This window comes from Pseudomonas plecoglossicida NBRC 103162 = DSM 15088 (assembly GCF_000730665.1).
In the GTDB taxonomy this organism is placed as follows: Bacteria; Pseudomonadota; Gammaproteobacteria; order Pseudomonadales; family Pseudomonadaceae; genus Aquipseudomonas; species Aquipseudomonas plecoglossicida.
Genome location: NZ_BBIV01000036.1, coordinates 18,861 through 34,801, shown reverse-complemented (window position 1 = coordinate 34,801; position 15,941 = coordinate 18,861). Strand labels below are relative to the sequence as shown.

The window sequence follows — 15,941 nt, the reverse complement described above, 5'->3', positions numbered from 1 at the left end:
CCAGGTTGCCTCTGTCACGGTATAGGTCTCTAGCGGAGGGCAGCTTTGGGTCGTTATCTGCCCTCGCCAAAGGCCGGTCCGGGTGATCGTCGACGATGTCGACGGCCACCGACACCTGGCCAGGCGAGGTGCAATCTCCCGGTTAGCCGGCCCGAAGCGTCTTGTTCAATTGCGCACACTCCTTACGGGCAGCCTCCCGCTGCTGATCCAGGTATTGCGCCAGATCGGCAATATGAATGCCTCGTGCGCTCTTCTGGCTTGTCTCGAGCCTGGTGATAGGGAGCTTGATCTGTCCGGCAAGAACCTTCCGCTGAAACATGTCAGGGGTGAGGTGAGTGAAGTAGTCACTGCATACCTGCTCGAGCGAGATAATCGCCATGCCGTTGTACTGCGCCATCAAAACAAAGGCTGTGTTCATGCATGGCCCTCCTGCTGGCTGAGCACTTGCTTGCTGGCAAGGTTGAACAGTTCATCGGCGGAAACTGGAGTGACGGACTGCTCAAAGTTGCGCACTGCGTCAAACCGAGTGCGGTACAGCCCGGCCTGGCCGAGCCAAGCGGCGGCGGGATGTTCTGCGGTGGGTGCGGTGCAGTCGTGAGCCTTGGCATGCTCAACCAGCAGCATCGCCTGATCGAAGCTCAGCACTCGGCCATTGAAGTACCAGGCGGGATTGTCAGCGCTGGTCAACACCAGGGTGTCGAGCAGTGGCACGGGTGCGCCTGCTTCCCAATTGTCGCGAATGTGGCTCAAGCCGAGCGCCTTAGCGATGGCTTGAGCGTTAGTGGATTTACCGCACCCAGTCGGGCCATGGACGATGCAGCTGCGTGGGGTGGGAGTGGTCATGCTGCAGCTCCTGTGGTTACGGAGCTACCAGGTGTGCTGCGTAGTTGGGCATGGATCCGTTTGGCCAGCTCATCAATGACATCTGCCTGCGCGCCAGCTCGGGCTGCCTCCGCTTCGGTTTTCAGGGCTTTGAACGTGCGTTGAGCCAGACGCATGATGGACAAGGCGCTGACCAGACTCTCGTAGTCCGCCTTGGTCACCGGTAAGCCGGTATACGACATGATGCGGGCTTCCAGTTCGAGCATACTCGCTTTGAGGTTGGCGACATCCTGGTGATGCTTGCGTTGGCCGGCTTCGGACTGAATCCGAGCCTCGTCCAGATCATCCTGCAGGCCTTTGATCTGCAGTTTCAGGTCAGCCCTTTGCTGCTGTCTGCCTTCGTCCAGACCTCGAATGAAGGCGCGGTGCCGCATTCTCGGGATGATGAAGGTCAGGGCGATAAGGCCGATAAGCCACGCGATACCCAGGGCAAGTACTTGTTGATGTGGTTGCATGTGCTGTGCTCCGAAATGGCCCGCCGCCGGGTAAGGTGAGAGTCGGTGGCGGGCTGGGTGCCCCTGCTGGCCGGGGCCGCTTGGTTCAAGCGGATTGACGAGATCGTTCTGCCTGTCGGTCCAGGTACTCGGCCAAGTTGTGCAGGTAGACAACGTGCTGCGCCTTCGCCGAGTTGTGCAGCTTGCTCAGCACCAGCTTGATCTGTCCCTTGTTGATGAGCTCCCTGAGACGGCGATCTGAACCAATGTGAGGGAAGTAGCGCTCCCTCACAGCGGTCAGTGTCGGGCAGGGCGTGGAGAACTCGCCGCGCAGTTGTTCCAGGGTGCTCATGCGCACTCCCTGAGATTGTCGGGGCCGGGCTGGAGCTTCGCTCGGACTGCATCAGCGAGGTGCTCTTTGCTGGTACCTGTGACAGCCACGCAGACATCGCCCTGGTCGTTGGTCACGACGGCGCCGAGGGGAAGTTGGCGGTTGACCGTGGCGATGACGTAGGCGGTTTGGCCGGTCAGGAGTACCTCTTCAACGCTGACCTGCGCTTCCATGAGAGCGAGCGCTTCCTCCGACTGAGCGCCGGAGTCAGCTCGGCCATTGGCCAGGTCTTGCACAAAGTCCCTCAATGACAGGCATTTGGTGGAGAGGGCGCGCGGCAGGCTCAGGCTGCTGCAGAGCGATCCAAGGATCACCTTGATGCGGTGGTGCGTGCAGTCGTTTTCGATCTCGATCTGCGCGTCGACGGTGGCCTCAGGGCGCTGCAACTTGCAGGTCGCAATACCGCCGTTATCCAGGGTGCGCTGCAGCAGCATGATGTGGCGTAGGGAGATCTGGAACTCGCTCATGCTGCACCCCCGTTCGCAGGTACGGCGTGGGCTTTGCCATCCAGGGAGACGACCAACTGCAAGCCGGTGCTGCGTTGGAACGCGTGGATTTTCGCCAGGCTGGTGCAGGCGGTTGGATGGATGAGGACCGCTACGGATCCGTTGCGCTGTGCTGATTTCATTCTTCCGTGTCCTTGATGTGAGAGAAGGCACGGGACTGAAATTAGCAAGGGCTAATTAATTGTACAATAGCAAATGCTAAATTGATTGGGCGTGATTGCGCCCCGGCAGATGGCCGGTGAAACGCAACACGAGGGGGTTAGAGCTTCTTCGCGTTCCAGGCCAGCAGGACGCGGGCTTGTATGTGCATGCGTTCGATCATCGACTCATCGATGGTAATCGGTGGGTAGATGGGGTTGTCGGAGATCATTCGGAGCTGGCCTCCGGTAAGGCGCTGCAGGCGTTTGATGTAGAGGTCGCCGTCGAGGGTGAAGACGTATATCGCGTCTGTTTTCACCTCGGAAATCCCGCGATCCACAAGCAGGGCGTCGCCGTCGGCGAACGTACCAGACATGCTATCGCCATCCCCTGTGATGATGGCCAAGTTGTCGACATTCGAGAAGGTCAGGCCCTGCATCCTGAGCCAGTCGAGGTGAACCGTCATGTCACGGATGACTTCAATCATACCTGGGGCTGCCTTGCCATGCCCCATAGACGCCGCGATATCGAGGTGCGGAATCAGCACGAAGTTCTTGTCCTTTGCCGCCCTGGTGGGCAGGCGAACCACGTTGGCTGGGGCTGCGGTGGATGGCTCCTCGGAGGGAGGAGATGTCAGCGTCCCTGCTGCGAGCCCGATCTTGAGCTCCAGATTAAGCGCAGCCTTTTCCCCCAGCTTGCGATGGCCGTTGAGCAGTTGTGACAGGTACGACGCGTCTAGGTCGTGAGCCTCAGCGAATTCCTTCTGGCTCAGTGCACCCATGATCGTACGGAGGGAGGCGATACGCCTTTCATTGATATCCATTTGGCGATGATTGCTTTCCGTTAGCAAACAGTAAATTACTACTTGCTATTGCCTTGCTAATTAGCAATTGCTAATCTCGCCACCAACGGAGGTGTCTATGACGCTTAGCGAGTACTTGAAGACGATGGACAAGGAAGGGCTCGAGGCTTTCTCGCGACGTTGCGGTACGTCTGTTGGCCAGTTGAAACAAGTGGCCTACGGCAACCGCCGCGCTAGCGCGGGACTAGCTGTCTGCCTGGATCGAGAAACGGCAGGTGTGATTCGTTGTGAAGCACTGCGGCCGGACATCGATTGGGCATATTTGAGGCAAGTGAAGGAATAAGGTGCTGGACCAGGGACTCTCACCTCCCTGGCCCAGCGACGACGACGCACAGCACAGTACGGTCGTAGCTGTAGGATAGGTCCTACCTCATCCTGTGGCTACACCGTAAACCGAGGATTTACGGTTATGAGTCGCATTGATCTACTGCCGGACGCGGGTCCGGTTCTCGCATTGCGGCAGGCGCTCTACCGCGCCGGTCGCGACTATCACGGTGGTATCACCAAGCTGGCCTTCGATATGGTCATGGACGTTGATACCCTGCAGAAGAAACTCCATCCCACCGAAGAGCGGCGCTGGCCAAGTCCGGATGAGATAGAAGAGATCGTCCGGTGGACCGCAGATCAGCGGCTGCTGGATGCCCTCGTTCGACCGGCCGGTGTTGTGTGGTACCGCCCGGAGCCATTGCCAGCGACCAACGAAGCCCTTCAGGCGGTAGCCAAGCTGCTTGAGGAGTCCAGCGAATTCGTTGGCAGTCTCCACGATGGTGCCGCCGACAACGTCTGGACGGAGTCCGAGGTGTTGGATCTGGAGCACCGCGGGATGGATGTGATCCGTCAGGTGCTGGCGATCATGGCAGGTGCCCGCCAAGCCATGGAGGATGAAGCCCATGGCTGACGCCGTCGATTTCGCCAACGATCACGCCGAGTACTTCCTGCAGCTGTCGCTGCAGCGCCTTGCACGACTCCCTGAAAAGCCAAGCGCCCAGTTCTGCGAGGACTGCGACGAGCCGATCCCGCTCGCTCGTCAGCAGTCGGCTGCGGGTTGCGAGACCTGCATCGATTGCCAAGAGCTGCGGGAGCGCCGCAGATGAGCGAGCGCCCAACTCCTGCCACAGCTGATTGGGCGCGGCGTTACATTGAAGCCTTCGATCTCGCTCTGGTTCCCATTGAACCAGGTGAGAAAGGCCCTAAGGGGGCTGGCTGGAACAAGCCAGGTGGCTACTTTACTGATGCCTCAAAGGCTGAAGCGTTCTGGATAGCGAGCCCGAATCACAACCTCGGTGTTGTGCTCGGGCCGAGTCGTGTCTGTTCGCTCGACGTTGATGATGTTGAGCTGACCAGACTGGTTCTCCAGCAGACGCTTGGGCTCGACGTCGACGCTCTTGCTGACATGTACCCGACCTCTGTTGGCAATCCTGAGCGATTCCGCGTGATGTTCCGCGTTCCCGAAGGTGTAGAACTGAGTCGTCACGCTCTGGTTTGGCCCAACAAGAACGACCCTTGTGGCACCATCTACAAAGGGATCATGGCGCAAGCAATTGCTGCCAAGGCCGACGGAGATGCCGAGCGCGAGGCGGCTTTCCGCATGGCGGCTGATCCTTTCAAGAAAGTGACGGTCTTCGAGCTTCGGGGCGGCCTGGTGCAGGACGTATTGCCGCCGTCCATTCACCCTGGTACAGGCAAACCTTACACCTGGCGAACCCCTCCAGCCGCAGAAGGCTTGCCGGTGTTGCCGGCCGACCTCTTGGCCATCTGGCAGGATTGGGACGAATTCAAGCCGATGGGGGAGGGGGTTTGCCCATGGAAGCCTAAGTCGGCAGCGCCTGCGTCTGCAGCTCGTCCCGTGGCCAAGCCATCACCAGCTGCAGCACGATCCGGCGACCGGCTTCCCGAGGTCATCCCCGAGTTCAATCGCATCCATGATATCGCCACGATAATTGAGGCACATGGATACAAGCGTATCGACGGCAAGTGGTTGAGCCCACACAGCAGCTCCGGCGCACCCGGCGTGACGATCACGGATGGCAAGCTGTATTCGCACCACACTTCGGACCCGCTGGCGAACGGACACAAGAACGACGCGTTCGATGTGTTCTGCATCCTGATGCACGACGGCGACCAGAAGGTTGCTACCAAAGCAGCGGCGCGGATCCTCGGCATTGATGCAAAGTCCCGTCCACCGGCACCGCCGCCATTGGGCGAACTTCCCCGCGCCCCATCGGTGGTCGAGCAGGCCGAGCTGCCTTCGCTCGAGGGCAGCGATGCCGAGAACCTTCCCCACGCCCCATCGGACGATGAAGCGCCCAGCCCGGCCGGCTCCTCGGCCAAAGGGGGGGCAGGGGGTGACGCCCTGGACATCAATGGCGCAATGCGCCGATTCGCCCTGGTCGAAGGCACCACCAGTGTGTGGGACTTGGACAATGGGCGGGCGATGAAGCGGGCAGGCTTCGAAGCTCTGGTTGGCAAGCCCCTGGCAAAGGAGTGGATAGAGCGAACCGACAAGAAGCTCATTGCCTCCGAGCAGGTGACAGAGCTTGAACAGGCCCGAAAGATGGCCAGCAAGAAGGGCGGGGCGCTGAAGCTGGAGCCGCTCGACCGGTACATCTACATCGACGGTACGAAAGAGGCCTGGGACCGCGAGAAGAAGCGGCGCCTGCCCGAGGGTAGCGTCAAGATGGCCCTGGGTGATGCTTATCAGCTATGGCTGAACAGCCCGGATCGGCGGGTGGTGGACGTCGACCACATCGTGTTCGACCCGACGATGACCAAGGATCCTGCGATCTACATCAACACCTTCGAGGGCTTGCCGCTTGCGCCGGTGCGCGATGACGCTGCCTGCGAGAACCTGCGCTGGCTGATCTCGTTTCTTTGCAACAATGACACTGAAGCTCTGGATTGGCTGGTCAAGTGGCTGGCCTACCCGCTGCAGCACATGGGCGCGAAGATGGACACTGCCATCCTGTTCCACTCGACCATGGAAGGCTCGGGCAAAAGCCTGTTGTTCGCGGACATCATGGGTGAGCTGTACGGCCGTTACGGCGCCACAGTTGGCCAGACGCAGCTTGAAGGCAACTTCAACGCCTGGCAGAGCGGCAAGCTGTGGGCCGTGTTCGAAGAGGTTGTGAGCCGCGACCAGCGCTACAACCAGGTCGGCAAGATCAAGCACATGATCACCGGCAAAACAGTGCGGATGGAGTCGAAGTTCATCAACGGCTGGGAAGAATCCAACCACATGAACTCGGCGTTCCTGAGCAACGAGATCATGCCGTGGCCGATCAGCGAAGACGACCGCCGGATGCTGGTGATGTGGCCTCTGGAGACGCTGCCGCCTGAGAGGCAGAAGGCAATCGCCCGGGAGCTGGCGAATGGCGGGGTGGCTGCCTTGTACGGTTGGCTGCTGGACGTCGACCTCGAGGACTTCAACCAGCGCACCCGTCCGCCTAAGACTGAGGCCCGTCAACGCCTGGTTGAGCTGAGCCGCACGGCCTGGCAGACATTCTTCCACCTCTGGCGGAACGGTGAGCTTGGGTACGGCCTGTGGGGTTGCTGCCTGACCTCGGATGTGTACGCCATGTTCATTGAGTGGTGCGCCCATAACAAAGAGCATGCCATGAGCCAAACCAAGTTCTCCTTGATGCTGAGCGCTAAGGTGGAGAAGACGAGGGCTATCCCCTGGTCGGACTGCTCCACGGGGCACGGCACTCGGCGATTCGCGGCGTTCTTCATGCCCACTGATGGTGATCCTTCCCTGCCCCCATCCATGAATGCGGCCGTGCTGGGCAAGAACGTCATCGAGTGGCGTGAGCGAGCGAAGCTCTCGGGCTGGACGGTGGAAGCCTGGGACCACATCAAGAGGGTTGCAGCATGACTCTGTCGGTAAGTGTGTTGGGTGTGTTGGGTGGGTGTTGGGTTGGTTTCCGCAAGCCAACACAGATTCAGGCCCCGGAATCCGTGGATTGGCGGGAGTGTGTGTTGGGTGTGTTGGGTTCGCGCACGCACGCGCGCAGGCGATCTTCTTCAAGCGCTGAAATCGAAGGCCCGATAAATCTCTATGCGAGCCCTGAAAAACTCAACACACCCGACACACTAAACACAGATGCTTTCAATCCATTGAATTTATTGGGTTTCGAGTGTGTTGGGTTTGTGTTGGGTTGGCTAAATGTGTGTCGGGTACTGAATTCGGAGGGATGGCGATGACGATGGACTTGGAAAGACGCCTTCAGCGTCAGGTGCAAGTGGCCCAGCACCTGAAGGATATGGCGGAGTTGATTGATCCAGCCGAGCGCCTGCGTCTGGTCGGCGGACTGATGCAGCACTGGGGCGAGCAGCGCAGGCAATTGGGATTGGAAGCCAGCCTCGGTAGCCAGATGGGTACGATCATGGAATGGAAGGGGGCGGCGCCCCGCACTGGCTCCTCTGGAGCGCGGATTCTGATGTCGGGCGCTGGCCTGGATTACGCCGCCGCCGAAGTCGATGCAGCCGTCGCTGAGTTGGCTCGCGGGGACAAGCGTGCGGCAACGCTGGCCAAGCTGGCCGAGCTGCGTTACCTCCACCAAGTCACTATCAGGGAGCAGATGCGCGAGGTCGGGCTTGCCGAGGAAGCCGACCGGACTTACCGCAATTGGGTCAAGGCTCTGCACCTGCGGGTGTTTGCTCAACTGGCCGCACGCTCTGGTCGCGTCCGACAGCAGACCGTTCGTCGGGTCTCTTTGCAACTTGTGTGCAACATTGATGCTACATAGCGATCACATTGCGACGAACCGAAAAACACCCCTTTTCGGTTTTTCCGGTGGCATGTAAAAAGTCCCCACGATATCAAAAGTGCGCTTAGGCGCTTCCCCACAAGCACTGTGCTGTGCAATCCGCCCCGACCTGTCGGTGCATCGAGAACCCTGCCAACCGGCGGGGTTTTCTTTTTCCGGCGCCGTGCTTTGCCAATGAGGCTTACATGAACAGCGAGCAACAAGCGTTAGCCGAACTGCCGATCTGGATGGTGATCGTACTGTCCCTGGTCGGAGGTGTATCGGGTGAGATGTGGCGGGCGGACAAGGCGGGTGCTCGCGGTTGGGGGCTGATTCGCCGTTTGGCATTGAGGTCTGGTGCCTGTGTCACCTGCGGACTGTCGACCAACATGCTGCTGTACGCCCTAGGTGTTTCGGTGTGGGCGGCGGCAGCGGTTGGTTGCCTGACCGCGATGGCCGGTGCCGATGTGGCGATCAACCTGTACGAGCGCTGGGCGGCCAAACGGCTGGGTGTAAGCGAGATGTCGCAAGTTGGTGATATCAACAAAAGATCGGGAGGTACCTGCGATGCAAGTGCGAGTGATCGATGAGGCTCAAGATATTTTGTGGGTCAAAACAGAGACCGGCGGTCTGACTAGCTTGTCATACCGCCGGGATGGAGCGCTGGCGAAGATCATTGCGCACTTGGAGTCTGCATTGGAGCAGGCTCGGGGAGAGTTGATCTGCCAAGAGACGGGCGGAGATGTGGCGCAGCAGAATTCTGCCGCCCTTGAGGAGATGTTAGATCGTCAGCTCTTTGTTGATGTTGGCCATCACCCATCCCCAAATGTTCGGGGAGCGGAAGAACGAATGCCACGCGGGTGGGGCCCGGAAGTAAACCCTGTTGCCTGACTTCCAGATCGCCACCACATTCCCCGCAAGATCCGCGCTCCAGGCTGCTTGCTGGAGCGAGTCCATGATGTCCTGCTGTTGACTGTCGGATTTGCTTCCGAACGAAGATTCCAGGGGGAAGACAATCATGTCCTGCCCACTGTGATGCACGTGAGCGATTTTGTACTTTGCCATCTCGGTTCCTTGTGGTTTTGGAGGTAGTCCTTCCTCGGCATGCCTTCTGCTAGGAAGGACTTCGAGATGCTAGCACTTTGAGGTCAAGAGACGATGCTTTATCAGTTTGATAATCGGCTTACATCAATGCGGAATCCTCCAGGGCTGGGGCATCTCCGGGGTGTCGCCAGCGAGCAGCGGGGCGGGGGAGTGATCTGCCCGGGAGCCAGGGAGGGGCGGGGGACCCTGTCGAATTTCGCCGGGTACGGGGCAGGAAACCCGCGCTTCTTTGTTAGCGGGAGGTTCACCAGCTTAGTGAACTGCGGTGAACTGGTTAACCCCTTGAATTCATTGGGTGAACTGGACGTTTTGACATGACCCACCTGACGAAATCGGAGTTCGCCGCCCGGCACGGATGGTCGAAATCCTACGTTTCCAAACTGGCCAAGCAGGATCGCTTGGTGCTGACCGATGACGGCAAGGTCGACGTCGAAGCCACGGAGCTGCTGCTGGCCGAGTCCGCTGATCCGAGCAAGGCAGCTGTCGCTGCCCGGCATGAGGAGAACCGCGTCGAGCGGGACGTTCGAAGCCAGCTCCAGCCCGGCCTCGGTCCATTTGCGGTGCCGCAGCCGGATCCGGCGCCGGCGCCCGGCGGGGCTCACAACTTTCAGAAAGCGAAGGCGCACCGCGAGTACTACCTCGCCCAGCTGGCCGAAGCTGAGTTCAACAAAGTCCAGGGCAACCTGGTCGAGCGTAAAGCGGTGGAAGATGCGGCTTACATGGCGGGCCGGATGCTGCGCGACCAGTTATTCGGGCTCACGCCGCAGCTCGCCGCCGAGCTAGTGGGTATGAGTGACCCGTGGGAGATCGAAAAGCATCTCGCCAGCGCCTTCCGCCGCGTCCTAACAGAGGTCAGCAAGATGACCGACGCCGACCTCAACCAAGCCATCACACAGAGCTGAGCCTATGCCCACCGGATACGCAGACGGTGCCGAGGTGTACCGCGAAGCGTATTGCCGAGGGCTGACGCCTGACCCCGAACTGTGGGTTGATGAATGGGCGGACGAGTACATGCGGATCCCGCGTGATACCGGCGCCGCCGAACCCGGCAAATATCGCACCGCGCGCACGCCCTACGCACGTGAACCGATGCGCTGTCTTTCTCCTGCGCACCCGTGCAAGCGGGTGGTGACCAAGGTTGCCTCGCAGCTGATGAAGACGCAGATCGCCCTGAACTGGATCGGCGCCCTGATCCACATGGCCCCATCCAACATTCTGACGCTGCTGCCCAGCCTGGGGCTGGCCAAGCGTGTGTCATCCCGGATCGGCAAGACAATCGACGCAACGCCCGAGCTCAAGGCGCGCGTGGCGTCTAACCGCTCCAGGGACGCCCGCAACACCATGGACACCAAAGAGTTCGAGGGTGGCACGTTATACGCCACTACCGCTGGCTCGGCTGCCAACCTGTCGGAGTTGTCGGCTCGTTATGTCTACGGCGATGAGGTCGACCGCTGGGACGTTGACGTCGACCAAGAGGGTGATGGCATCAAGCTGGCTGAGGCGCGGGGCAGTACCTTCGGCCGCAACGCCAAGTTCTATTTCTCCAGCTCCCCGCTCATCAAGGGGGCCTCGCGGATCGATGATCTGTTCATGATGGGGGATCAGCGGCACTACTACGTACCATGTCCGACCTGTGGGCACATGCAGGTCCTCAAGTGGGAGCGCCTGCTTTACTCCCCTGACTTCAGCGCGGTTCATTACCAGTGCGAAGGGCCTGAGTGTGATGTGCTGATCGAGGAGCACCATAAGGCAGAGATGCTGGCCAAGGGTGAGTGGCGAGCCCATGCCCAAGGCGACGGCGAAACAGTAAGTTTCCACCTCAATGCGCTTTATGCACCATTGGGTTGGCATTCTTGGACCATGCTGGCCCGCGAGTTTGAGGGGGCAAAGCGTGCCCAAGATCGCGGGGACCTGGAACCCATGCAGGTTTTCTACAACACCAGGCTTGCAGAGGTCTGGGACAGCGCAGTCGAGCAGACTAAGGCTGAGGTGCTGCAAGCCCGGGCGCTGCAAGAGGACTACGTCCTTGGCACTCTGCCTGTGGGGGCGCTTGCCTTGACGGCCTCCGTCGACGTTCAGGCCAACCGCCTGGAGCTGATGGTCATGGCCTGGGGTGCTGGCATGGAGCGCTGGGTGGTCGATCACCAGGTAATTCCCGGCGACCCGGCCGACGAGCGCACTTGGGCGCTGCTCGATGACCGCCTCAAGATTCGCTACCGCCATCCTTGCGGCGTGAGCCTGGGGATTTTGGCCACTGGCATTGACTCCGGTGGCCATCACACCCACGAGGTCTACCAGTTCACCCGAGTGCGCCGTTGGCGCAACGTGTTTGCGCTCAAGGGGGCGAGCAAGCCGGGCCGGCCAGTGATCGCCCAACGCCCGTCGCAGGTGGATGTCACCTGGAAGGGGCAAACCGAGCGCAACGGCGCCGAGCTGTGGATCGTCGGTACCGACACGGCCAAGGACTGGATATACAACCGTTACAGCTTCGAGACGGGCCCTGGTGCGCTGCACTTCGCCAAGGACCTGCCGGACGAGTTCTTCCAGCAGTGCGTGGCCGAACGCAAGATCGCTCGCTACGTGAAGGGCTACAAGCGGATCGAGTGGGTCAAGAGCAAGGCCGAGCGCAACGAGGCACTGGACCTCATGGTTTACAACCTGGCCATGGCTAACTTCCTAGGCCTGCACCGCTACGGCGAACAGGATTGGGACAAGCTCCGGCAGGCGCTTGCGCAGGCCAACTTGTTCGAGCAAAGCGAACAGCAGACAGCCCGGCCCCAAGCTAGCGAGCCTGACGCTGAAGACCAGACCGACGAGGTCGATTCGCCGGCTCCTGTCCCTGTTCCGGTCAAGCGAAACGACACGCCATTCGCACCGGTGCCGCGAACCTCAACCCAACCGGCGTTACGCCGCAGTTCAAGCAGCGGTTACCTGAAGAGGCGTTAAGCGCTAGCTCAGTCCAATCATCGGGCTGATGAATCTCGCACCCAATGCCAAGGCTTCTGTTACCAAACCTTTGGTTGCTTCTCGACCTTGCTCCTTAGCGAGGCCGGAAAGTTGCTCGCCTATAGAGTCCTTCGAGCTAACGCTGTCAGGTACAGCTTTCAGAACCTCAAGCCCCTTTGCAGTAAGGACCGCCTCAGTGAAGTGGGTGAAGGGGTGCGGCTTAGCGGTTAGATAACCAGCGTCCATCAGCCACTTGCCTGTTGCGAAGAAAAACTCTGCTTCCTTTGTGGGTACTTCCATTCCCTGCCGTTCATCGAATTGCGTGGCATTACTCACGAAGTCTTCGGCTGTTAGGTACGTCGGTAAGGGGAACTGCAGGTACAGCTTCGCGAAGAGCTTCCCGGTGATTTCGTCAAACATCTCAATATTGGAGACAGCCATGTCACAAGATTCCACTTCAAAGATTGAAAAGGTAAAGGCATCCGCTGAACTTCAAGGCGAGCTAAGGCGCGTGATAGCCGACCAACTGACCGGAAGGATGGATTGGGTCAGGGCCCGAACCTACTGGACCCTACGACTGCCTGGCATACCTGCTGAAGAACTGGCGGATGCTCTATCGCACGTCCTCGCCGGAGGAAGTTACCGGCAGGAAATAGGCTCTCGGCATCAGAACTTCCTCTAATACCTAACGCAGTCGGCAGCACTGCTGCAAGAGGCTTTTAATGGCGTATACAAAAGCACACCTCGACGCTGTCGAGCGGGCGATTGCGCGCGGTGAAAAGATCGTTCGCTACTCGGACCGCACCGTCGAGTATCGAACGGTCGACGAGTTAATCAAGGCTCGCGACCTGATCCGCACTGAGCTGGCGAACGCCGCCGGGCCGCGCTCGCGCGTAGTACGGGTATTCCACGGAGGCAAAGGGCTGTGAGCGGACGCTACCTGACTCTCGGTCGCTCGGGCATCTTGGTGCCCGAACGGATCAAGGCCAGCTACGAAGGCGCCGCCGAGGGACGGCGCTCATCGAACTGGGATGCGCCGGACACCGGCGTGAACAGCTTGATCATGCCGGCCTTGCGCAACCTGCGTTCCCGCTCCCGCAGCGCGGTGCGCAATGATCCCTACGCGGCTAACGTCATCGACAAGCGCGTCAGCAACCTGATCGGTACCGGCATCACGCCGCACCCGCGATTGCTCGACAAAGCGATCCGCAAGGTGATGCAAGAGTTGTGGGAGGACTGGGTGGATGAGGCTGATGCCGATCAGCTCACGGACTTCTACGGCTTGCAGGCGCTAGTGGCGCGCACGGTAGAGCAATCGGGCGAATGCTTCATTCGCCTGCGGCCGCGCCGGCTGGAGGATGGTTACGCGGTGCCGCTGCAGTTGCAGTGCCTATCACCGGAGTTTGTTCCGCATGACAAGTTCGAAATGACCCGTTTTGGCAACGTCATTCGGGCCGGCATCGAGTTCAACGCCATGGGCCGTCGGGTGGCTTACTGGTGCTATCGCAACCACCCCAGCGACAAGTCCTCGCTCAATGTGGGCTACAACCAGCTGGTGCGGATCCCGGCGGAGCAGATGCTGCACGTGTTTGAGCCCCTGGAGCCTGGCCAACTGCGCGGTGTTCCGCGCTTGGCGCCCGTCCTGAAACGCCTGCGCAGTCTGGACAACTTCGACGACGCGGTGTTGTTCCGCCAAGAAGTGGCCAACCTGTTTGCCGGCTTCGTTCGCAAGCCATCGCCAGACGGCCCGCCGCAACTCGACCCGCTTACCGGGGCGCCGGTCAAGTATGACCGCGACGGCTTCACCCCTATGGTGGGTTTGGAGCCGGGCACCATGCAGGAGCTGCTGCCAGGTGAGCAGGTCGAGTTTTCGGACCCGCCGGACGCCGGCAACAACTACCCCGACTTCATGCGGCAGCAGCTGATGGCCGCCGCCGGGTCGGGGCTGCCCTACGAACTCATGACCGGCGACATGCAGGGCGTGAACGACAGGGCAATTCGCGTGGTGCTGACGGAGTTCCGCCGGCGGCTGGAGCAGCTCCAGTTCCAGGTGTACGTCCACCAACTGTGTCGACCAGTGCGCAAAGCCTGGCTGGACATGGCCGTGCTCGCAGGTGCGCTTGACCTGCCGGACTACGCACAGCGACGTCGAGAATATCAGCGCACCCGTTGGGTACCGCAGGGATGGGCCTACATCCACCCTGTGCAAGACGTTCAGTCGCGCAGCATGGAGATCGCCGCAGGCTTCGCGTCGCGCAGCGAGGTCTGCCTGCGCAATGGAACGGATGCGGAGGTGGTCGACGAAGAGAACGCCGCCGATATCGCCCGGGCGAAAGCCCTAGGCCTCAACTACAGCAGCTTGCCGGCCGTCGAGGATGACCCTGATGAGTCCGGTGACAAGGGGAAGAAATGAAAGAGCTGATGCCGTTCCGCATCTTCAACAAGGCGCCGTCGGTGCCGCAGGTCGAAGACCAACACTGGTACAAGATCAGCGCGGCGGCTGAGGGGCAGGACGCTGCTAAGGCCGACGCCACGCCCATCGAGATCTACATCTATGGTGAAATCGGGGGCTGGGGCATCACCGCGAACGAGTTCATTCAGGATTTGAAGGCGATTGATGATGGTGTTTCCCCGGTGGTGGTGGCGTTCAACACCATCGGAGGCGATCTGTTCGACGGCCTGGCCATTCATAACGCGCTGAACCGACTAGGTGAGCGCTGTACTGCCCGTGTTGATGCCTTGGCAGCCAGCGCGGGTAGTGTGGCTGCATGTGGTGCGCACCGCCTGGTGATGGCTTCAAACGCGATGCTGATGGTGCACAACCCGTGGACATGGACCAGCGGTGATGCCGAAGACTTGCGCCGGGTTGCTGACGTTCTCGACCAGACCTTCGAGGCGATCATCGCTGCTTACAAGGCCAAGGCGCCGGGCATTGATGATGCCGAACTGCGGCGCATGGTCAACGACGAGACCTGGTTGACCGCGCAAGAGGCCCTTGCGCTGGGGCTGGCCGATGAAGTAGGCAACGGGGTCGAGGTCAAGGCGTGTCTGGGCCAGGGCGCCGCGATGAAGCGGTACCGCCAGACGCCCAAGGCGCTGCTGGATCAGCTAGCCGAGCAGCCGCCGTCATCAGATGAGGAGCCGGCAACCCCACCAGAGCCACCGGCTGCTGGGCCCGGCGACTCTACCGCGTTGGCCTTGATGATCACCCAGGACTGCGCCAAGGCGGGAATCAGCAACCTGGTCGAGCCGCTGATCGTTTCCACCAAGCTGACTGACCAGGCCACGGTGCAGGCCGCGCTGAAGCGCGCCAAGGGCATTCACGATCTCTGTGCCGCTGCCCGGCTGCCCGAGCTGACCGCTGAATACGTGAAGGCCGGCCTGGAGCCCGATGCGGTGCGGGCCCGGCTGTTCGAGAAATTGGTCAGCTCCGGCAAGGGCTTTGAGATCGACAACAGTTTGCCGCCGGCTGACGACGAACAAGAGACGGTCAAGGCGCAACTCCCCAACCCAACCGACATCTGGGCTGCCCGCCGGCAGGCCGCCACCAAAGGAGCACGAGCATGAGCACCATCCAAGAGGAACCGGTCCACGCCGGTGAGTTTCTGCTTTCTGAAGGTGCGGGGAAGATCTCCCGCGAAGCCATCAACATCGTGGCCGGCCCGGCCCTGGTTGCAGGCCAATTGCTCGGCCTGGTCACTGCGAGTGGTGAGTTCGCACCTTACAACCCAGCGGCTGAGGACGGCAGCGAGAACGCTGTCTGCATCCTCTTCGCCCCGCTCGGTGAGTCGGACGTATCGCGGCGCGGGCGCGCGGTGGTGCGCCTGGCCGAGGTCACCGAGGCATTGCTGACGGGCCTGGACGGCGATGCGGAAAAGTCCCTGGCGGCGAACTTCATCATCCTGCGTTGACCTGACCCTTTCTTATCTCCCA

Annotated in this window: 20 protein-coding genes; 12 read left to right on the top strand and 8 right to left on the bottom strand. The window is 60.6% G+C overall.

Features of this window, described 5'->3' with window-relative positions; all coding sequences use genetic code 11:
- Positions 1-142: 142 nt before the first annotated feature.
- The 6 genes from PPL01S_RS19035 to PPL01S_RS19005 all read right to left on the bottom strand — a co-directional run bounded on the left by PPL01S_RS19035 (position 143) and on the right by PPL01S_RS19005 (position 3,174).
- Positions 143-418: a pyocin activator PrtN family protein gene (locus PPL01S_RS19035; RefSeq protein ID WP_016394562.1), complete on the bottom strand. Its 276-nt coding sequence runs from the start codon at positions 416-418 to the stop codon at positions 143-145.
- Positions 415-843 (bottom strand): nucleoside/nucleotide kinase family protein, encoded by a 429-nt coding sequence (locus PPL01S_RS25755; protein WP_248694078.1) that lies wholly within the window; start codon positions 841-843, stop codon positions 415-417. The genes PPL01S_RS19035 and PPL01S_RS25755 overlap by 4 nt, the downstream gene beginning before the upstream one ends.
- The gene (locus tag PPL01S_RS19020) at positions 840-1,337 is read right to left on the bottom strand and encodes a hypothetical protein (RefSeq protein ID WP_016394560.1); all 498 of its coding nucleotides are present in this window, start codon (positions 1,335-1,337) and stop codon (positions 840-842) included. The genes PPL01S_RS25755 and PPL01S_RS19020 overlap by 4 nt, the downstream gene beginning before the upstream one ends.
- A gap of 85 nt (positions 1,338-1,422) precedes the next feature.
- A complete protein-coding gene (locus PPL01S_RS19015) occupies positions 1,423-1,668 on the bottom strand; it encodes a pyocin activator PrtN family protein (RefSeq protein WP_016394559.1) in 246 nt (81 codons plus the stop codon).
- Entirely contained in the window at positions 1,665-2,174 is a 510-nt protein-coding gene (locus PPL01S_RS19010) for a hypothetical protein (RefSeq protein WP_016394558.1), read from the bottom strand. The genes PPL01S_RS19015 and PPL01S_RS19010 overlap by 4 nt, the downstream gene beginning before the upstream one ends.
- Positions 2,175-2,472: 298 nt before the next feature.
- Positions 2,473-3,174, bottom strand: coding sequence for a S24 family peptidase (locus PPL01S_RS19005; protein WP_016394557.1), 702 nt, complete (start codon positions 3,172-3,174; stop codon positions 2,473-2,475).
- 97 nt (positions 3,175-3,271) lie between these two features.
- Between PPL01S_RS19005 and PPL01S_RS19000 the strand changes: the two genes are divergently transcribed.
- The 6 genes from PPL01S_RS19000 to PPL01S_RS18975 all read left to right on the top strand — a co-directional run bounded on the left by PPL01S_RS19000 (position 3,272) and on the right by PPL01S_RS18975 (position 8,548).
- Positions 3,272-3,496, top strand: a complete 225-nt coding sequence (locus tag PPL01S_RS19000) for a transcriptional regulator (protein WP_016394556.1) — start codon at positions 3,272-3,274, stop codon at positions 3,494-3,496.
- A gap of 126 nt (positions 3,497-3,622) precedes the next feature.
- Positions 3,623-4,111: a phage regulatory CII family protein gene (locus tag PPL01S_RS18995; protein WP_016394555.1), complete on the top strand. Its 489-nt coding sequence runs from the start codon at positions 3,623-3,625 to the stop codon at positions 4,109-4,111.
- Positions 4,104-4,307 (top strand): TraR/DksA C4-type zinc finger protein, encoded by a 204-nt coding sequence (locus PPL01S_RS18990; RefSeq protein WP_016394554.1) that lies wholly within the window; start codon positions 4,104-4,106, stop codon positions 4,305-4,307. The genes PPL01S_RS18995 and PPL01S_RS18990 overlap by 8 nt, the downstream gene beginning before the upstream one ends.
- Positions 4,304-7,084: a bifunctional DNA primase/polymerase gene (locus tag PPL01S_RS18985; RefSeq protein WP_028625749.1), complete on the top strand. Its 2,781-nt coding sequence runs from the start codon at positions 4,304-4,306 to the stop codon at positions 7,082-7,084. The genes PPL01S_RS18990 and PPL01S_RS18985 overlap by 4 nt, the downstream gene beginning before the upstream one ends.
- 325 nt (positions 7,085-7,409) lie before the next feature.
- Positions 7,410-7,958 carry a hypothetical protein gene (locus PPL01S_RS18980; protein ID WP_016394553.1) on the top strand — a complete coding sequence of 183 codons (549 nt, stop codon included), beginning with the start codon at positions 7,410-7,412 and terminating at the stop codon, positions 7,956-7,958.
- Between the two features lie 206 nt (positions 7,959-8,164).
- On the top strand, positions 8,165-8,548 hold the full coding sequence (locus tag PPL01S_RS18975) for a phage holin family protein (protein ID WP_016394552.1): 384 nt from the start codon (positions 8,165-8,167) through the stop codon (positions 8,546-8,548).
- A 190-nt stretch (positions 8,549-8,738) separates the two neighbouring features.
- Here PPL01S_RS18975 and PPL01S_RS18970 read toward each other — a convergent pair whose 3' ends face one another.
- Positions 8,739-9,023: a hypothetical protein gene (locus PPL01S_RS18970; protein WP_016394551.1), complete on the bottom strand. Its 285-nt coding sequence runs from the start codon at positions 9,021-9,023 to the stop codon at positions 8,739-8,741.
- 353 nt (positions 9,024-9,376) lie between these two features.
- On the opposite strand from PPL01S_RS18970, the gene PPL01S_RS18965 reads away from it, so the two are divergent.
- Together PPL01S_RS18965 and PPL01S_RS18960 are read left to right on the top strand one after the other, a co-directional pair.
- Positions 9,377-9,964 (top strand): hypothetical protein, encoded by a 588-nt coding sequence (locus PPL01S_RS18965; protein ID WP_016394550.1) that lies wholly within the window; start codon positions 9,377-9,379, stop codon positions 9,962-9,964.
- A 4-nt stretch (positions 9,965-9,968) separates the two neighbouring features.
- Complete coding sequence (locus PPL01S_RS18960) at positions 9,969-12,008, top strand: phage terminase large subunit family protein (RefSeq protein ID WP_016394549.1); 2,040 nt, start codon at positions 9,969-9,971, stop codon at positions 12,006-12,008.
- A 3-nt stretch (positions 12,009-12,011) separates the two neighbouring features.
- On the opposite strand, the gene PPL01S_RS18955 is transcribed toward PPL01S_RS18960, so the two are convergent.
- The gene (locus PPL01S_RS18955; RefSeq protein ID WP_016394548.1) at positions 12,012-12,449 is read right to left on the bottom strand and encodes a hypothetical protein; all 438 of its coding nucleotides are present in this window, start codon (positions 12,447-12,449) and stop codon (positions 12,012-12,014) included.
- A 281-nt stretch (positions 12,450-12,730) separates the two neighbouring features.
- Here PPL01S_RS18955 and PPL01S_RS18950 point away from each other — a divergent pair, with 281 nt between their 5' ends.
- The 4 genes from PPL01S_RS18950 to PPL01S_RS18935 are packed head-to-tail and all read left to right on the top strand — an operon-like array spanning position 12,731 to position 15,919.
- Positions 12,731-12,937, top strand: a complete 207-nt coding sequence (locus tag PPL01S_RS18950; protein ID WP_016394547.1) for a phage head-tail joining protein — start codon at positions 12,731-12,733, stop codon at positions 12,935-12,937.
- Entirely contained in the window at positions 12,934-14,421 is a 1,488-nt protein-coding gene (locus tag PPL01S_RS18945; protein WP_016394546.1) for a phage portal protein, read from the top strand. The genes PPL01S_RS18950 and PPL01S_RS18945 overlap by 4 nt, the downstream gene beginning before the upstream one ends.
- Complete coding sequence (locus PPL01S_RS18940) at positions 14,418-15,575, top strand: head maturation protease, ClpP-related (protein ID WP_016394545.1); 1,158 nt, start codon at positions 14,418-14,420, stop codon at positions 15,573-15,575. Before PPL01S_RS18945 ends, PPL01S_RS18940 begins: the two co-directional genes overlap by 4 nt.
- Positions 15,572-15,919, top strand: a complete 348-nt coding sequence (locus PPL01S_RS18935) for a head decoration protein (RefSeq protein WP_016394544.1) — start codon at positions 15,572-15,574, stop codon at positions 15,917-15,919. The genes PPL01S_RS18940 and PPL01S_RS18935 overlap by 4 nt, the downstream gene beginning before the upstream one ends.
- Positions 15,920-15,941: the final 22 nt, after the last annotated feature.

Excerpts from the sequence above, each read along its gene's own strand:
- PPL01S_RS19035 (WP_016394562.1), bottom strand. The coding sequence starts at position 418 with ATGAACACAGCCTTTGTTTTGATGGCGCAGTACAACGGCATGGCGATT.
- PPL01S_RS25755 (WP_248694078.1), bottom strand. The coding sequence starts at position 843 with ATGACCACTCCCACCCCACGCAGCTGCATCGTCCATGGCCCGACTGGG.
- PPL01S_RS19020 (WP_016394560.1), bottom strand. The coding sequence starts at position 1,337 with ATGCAACCACATCAACAAGTACTTGCCCTGGGTATCGCGTGGCTTATC.
- PPL01S_RS19015 (WP_016394559.1), bottom strand. The coding sequence starts at position 1,668 with ATGAGCACCCTGGAACAACTGCGCGGCGAGTTCTCCACGCCCTGCCCG.
- PPL01S_RS19010 (WP_016394558.1), bottom strand. The coding sequence starts at position 2,174 with ATGAGCGAGTTCCAGATCTCCCTACGCCACATCATGCTGCTGCAGCGC.
- PPL01S_RS19005 (WP_016394557.1), bottom strand. The coding sequence starts at position 3,174 with ATGGATATCAATGAAAGGCGTATCGCCTCCCTCCGTACGATCATGGGT.
- PPL01S_RS19000 (WP_016394556.1), top strand. The coding sequence starts at position 3,272 with ATGACGCTTAGCGAGTACTTGAAGACGATGGACAAGGAAGGGCTCGAG.
- PPL01S_RS18995 (WP_016394555.1), top strand. The coding sequence starts at position 3,623 with ATGAGTCGCATTGATCTACTGCCGGACGCGGGTCCGGTTCTCGCATTG.
- PPL01S_RS18990 (WP_016394554.1), top strand. The coding sequence starts at position 4,104 with ATGGCTGACGCCGTCGATTTCGCCAACGATCACGCCGAGTACTTCCTG.
- PPL01S_RS18985 (WP_028625749.1), top strand. The coding sequence starts at position 4,304 with ATGAGCGAGCGCCCAACTCCTGCCACAGCTGATTGGGCGCGGCGTTAC.
- PPL01S_RS18980 (WP_016394553.1), top strand. The coding sequence starts at position 7,410 with ATGACGATGGACTTGGAAAGACGCCTTCAGCGTCAGGTGCAAGTGGCC.
- PPL01S_RS18975 (WP_016394552.1), top strand. The coding sequence starts at position 8,165 with ATGAACAGCGAGCAACAAGCGTTAGCCGAACTGCCGATCTGGATGGTG.
- PPL01S_RS18970 (WP_016394551.1), bottom strand. The coding sequence starts at position 9,023 with ATGGCAAAGTACAAAATCGCTCACGTGCATCACAGTGGGCAGGACATG.
- PPL01S_RS18965 (WP_016394550.1), top strand. The coding sequence starts at position 9,377 with ATGACCCACCTGACGAAATCGGAGTTCGCCGCCCGGCACGGATGGTCG.
- PPL01S_RS18960 (WP_016394549.1), top strand. The coding sequence starts at position 9,969 with ATGCCCACCGGATACGCAGACGGTGCCGAGGTGTACCGCGAAGCGTAT.
- PPL01S_RS18955 (WP_016394548.1), bottom strand. The coding sequence starts at position 12,449 with ATGGCTGTCTCCAATATTGAGATGTTTGACGAAATCACCGGGAAGCTC.
- PPL01S_RS18950 (WP_016394547.1), top strand. The coding sequence starts at position 12,731 with ATGGCGTATACAAAAGCACACCTCGACGCTGTCGAGCGGGCGATTGCG.
- PPL01S_RS18940 (WP_016394545.1), top strand. The coding sequence starts at position 14,418 with ATGAAAGAGCTGATGCCGTTCCGCATCTTCAACAAGGCGCCGTCGGTG.
- PPL01S_RS18935 (WP_016394544.1), top strand. The coding sequence starts at position 15,572 with ATGAGCACCATCCAAGAGGAACCGGTCCACGCCGGTGAGTTTCTGCTT.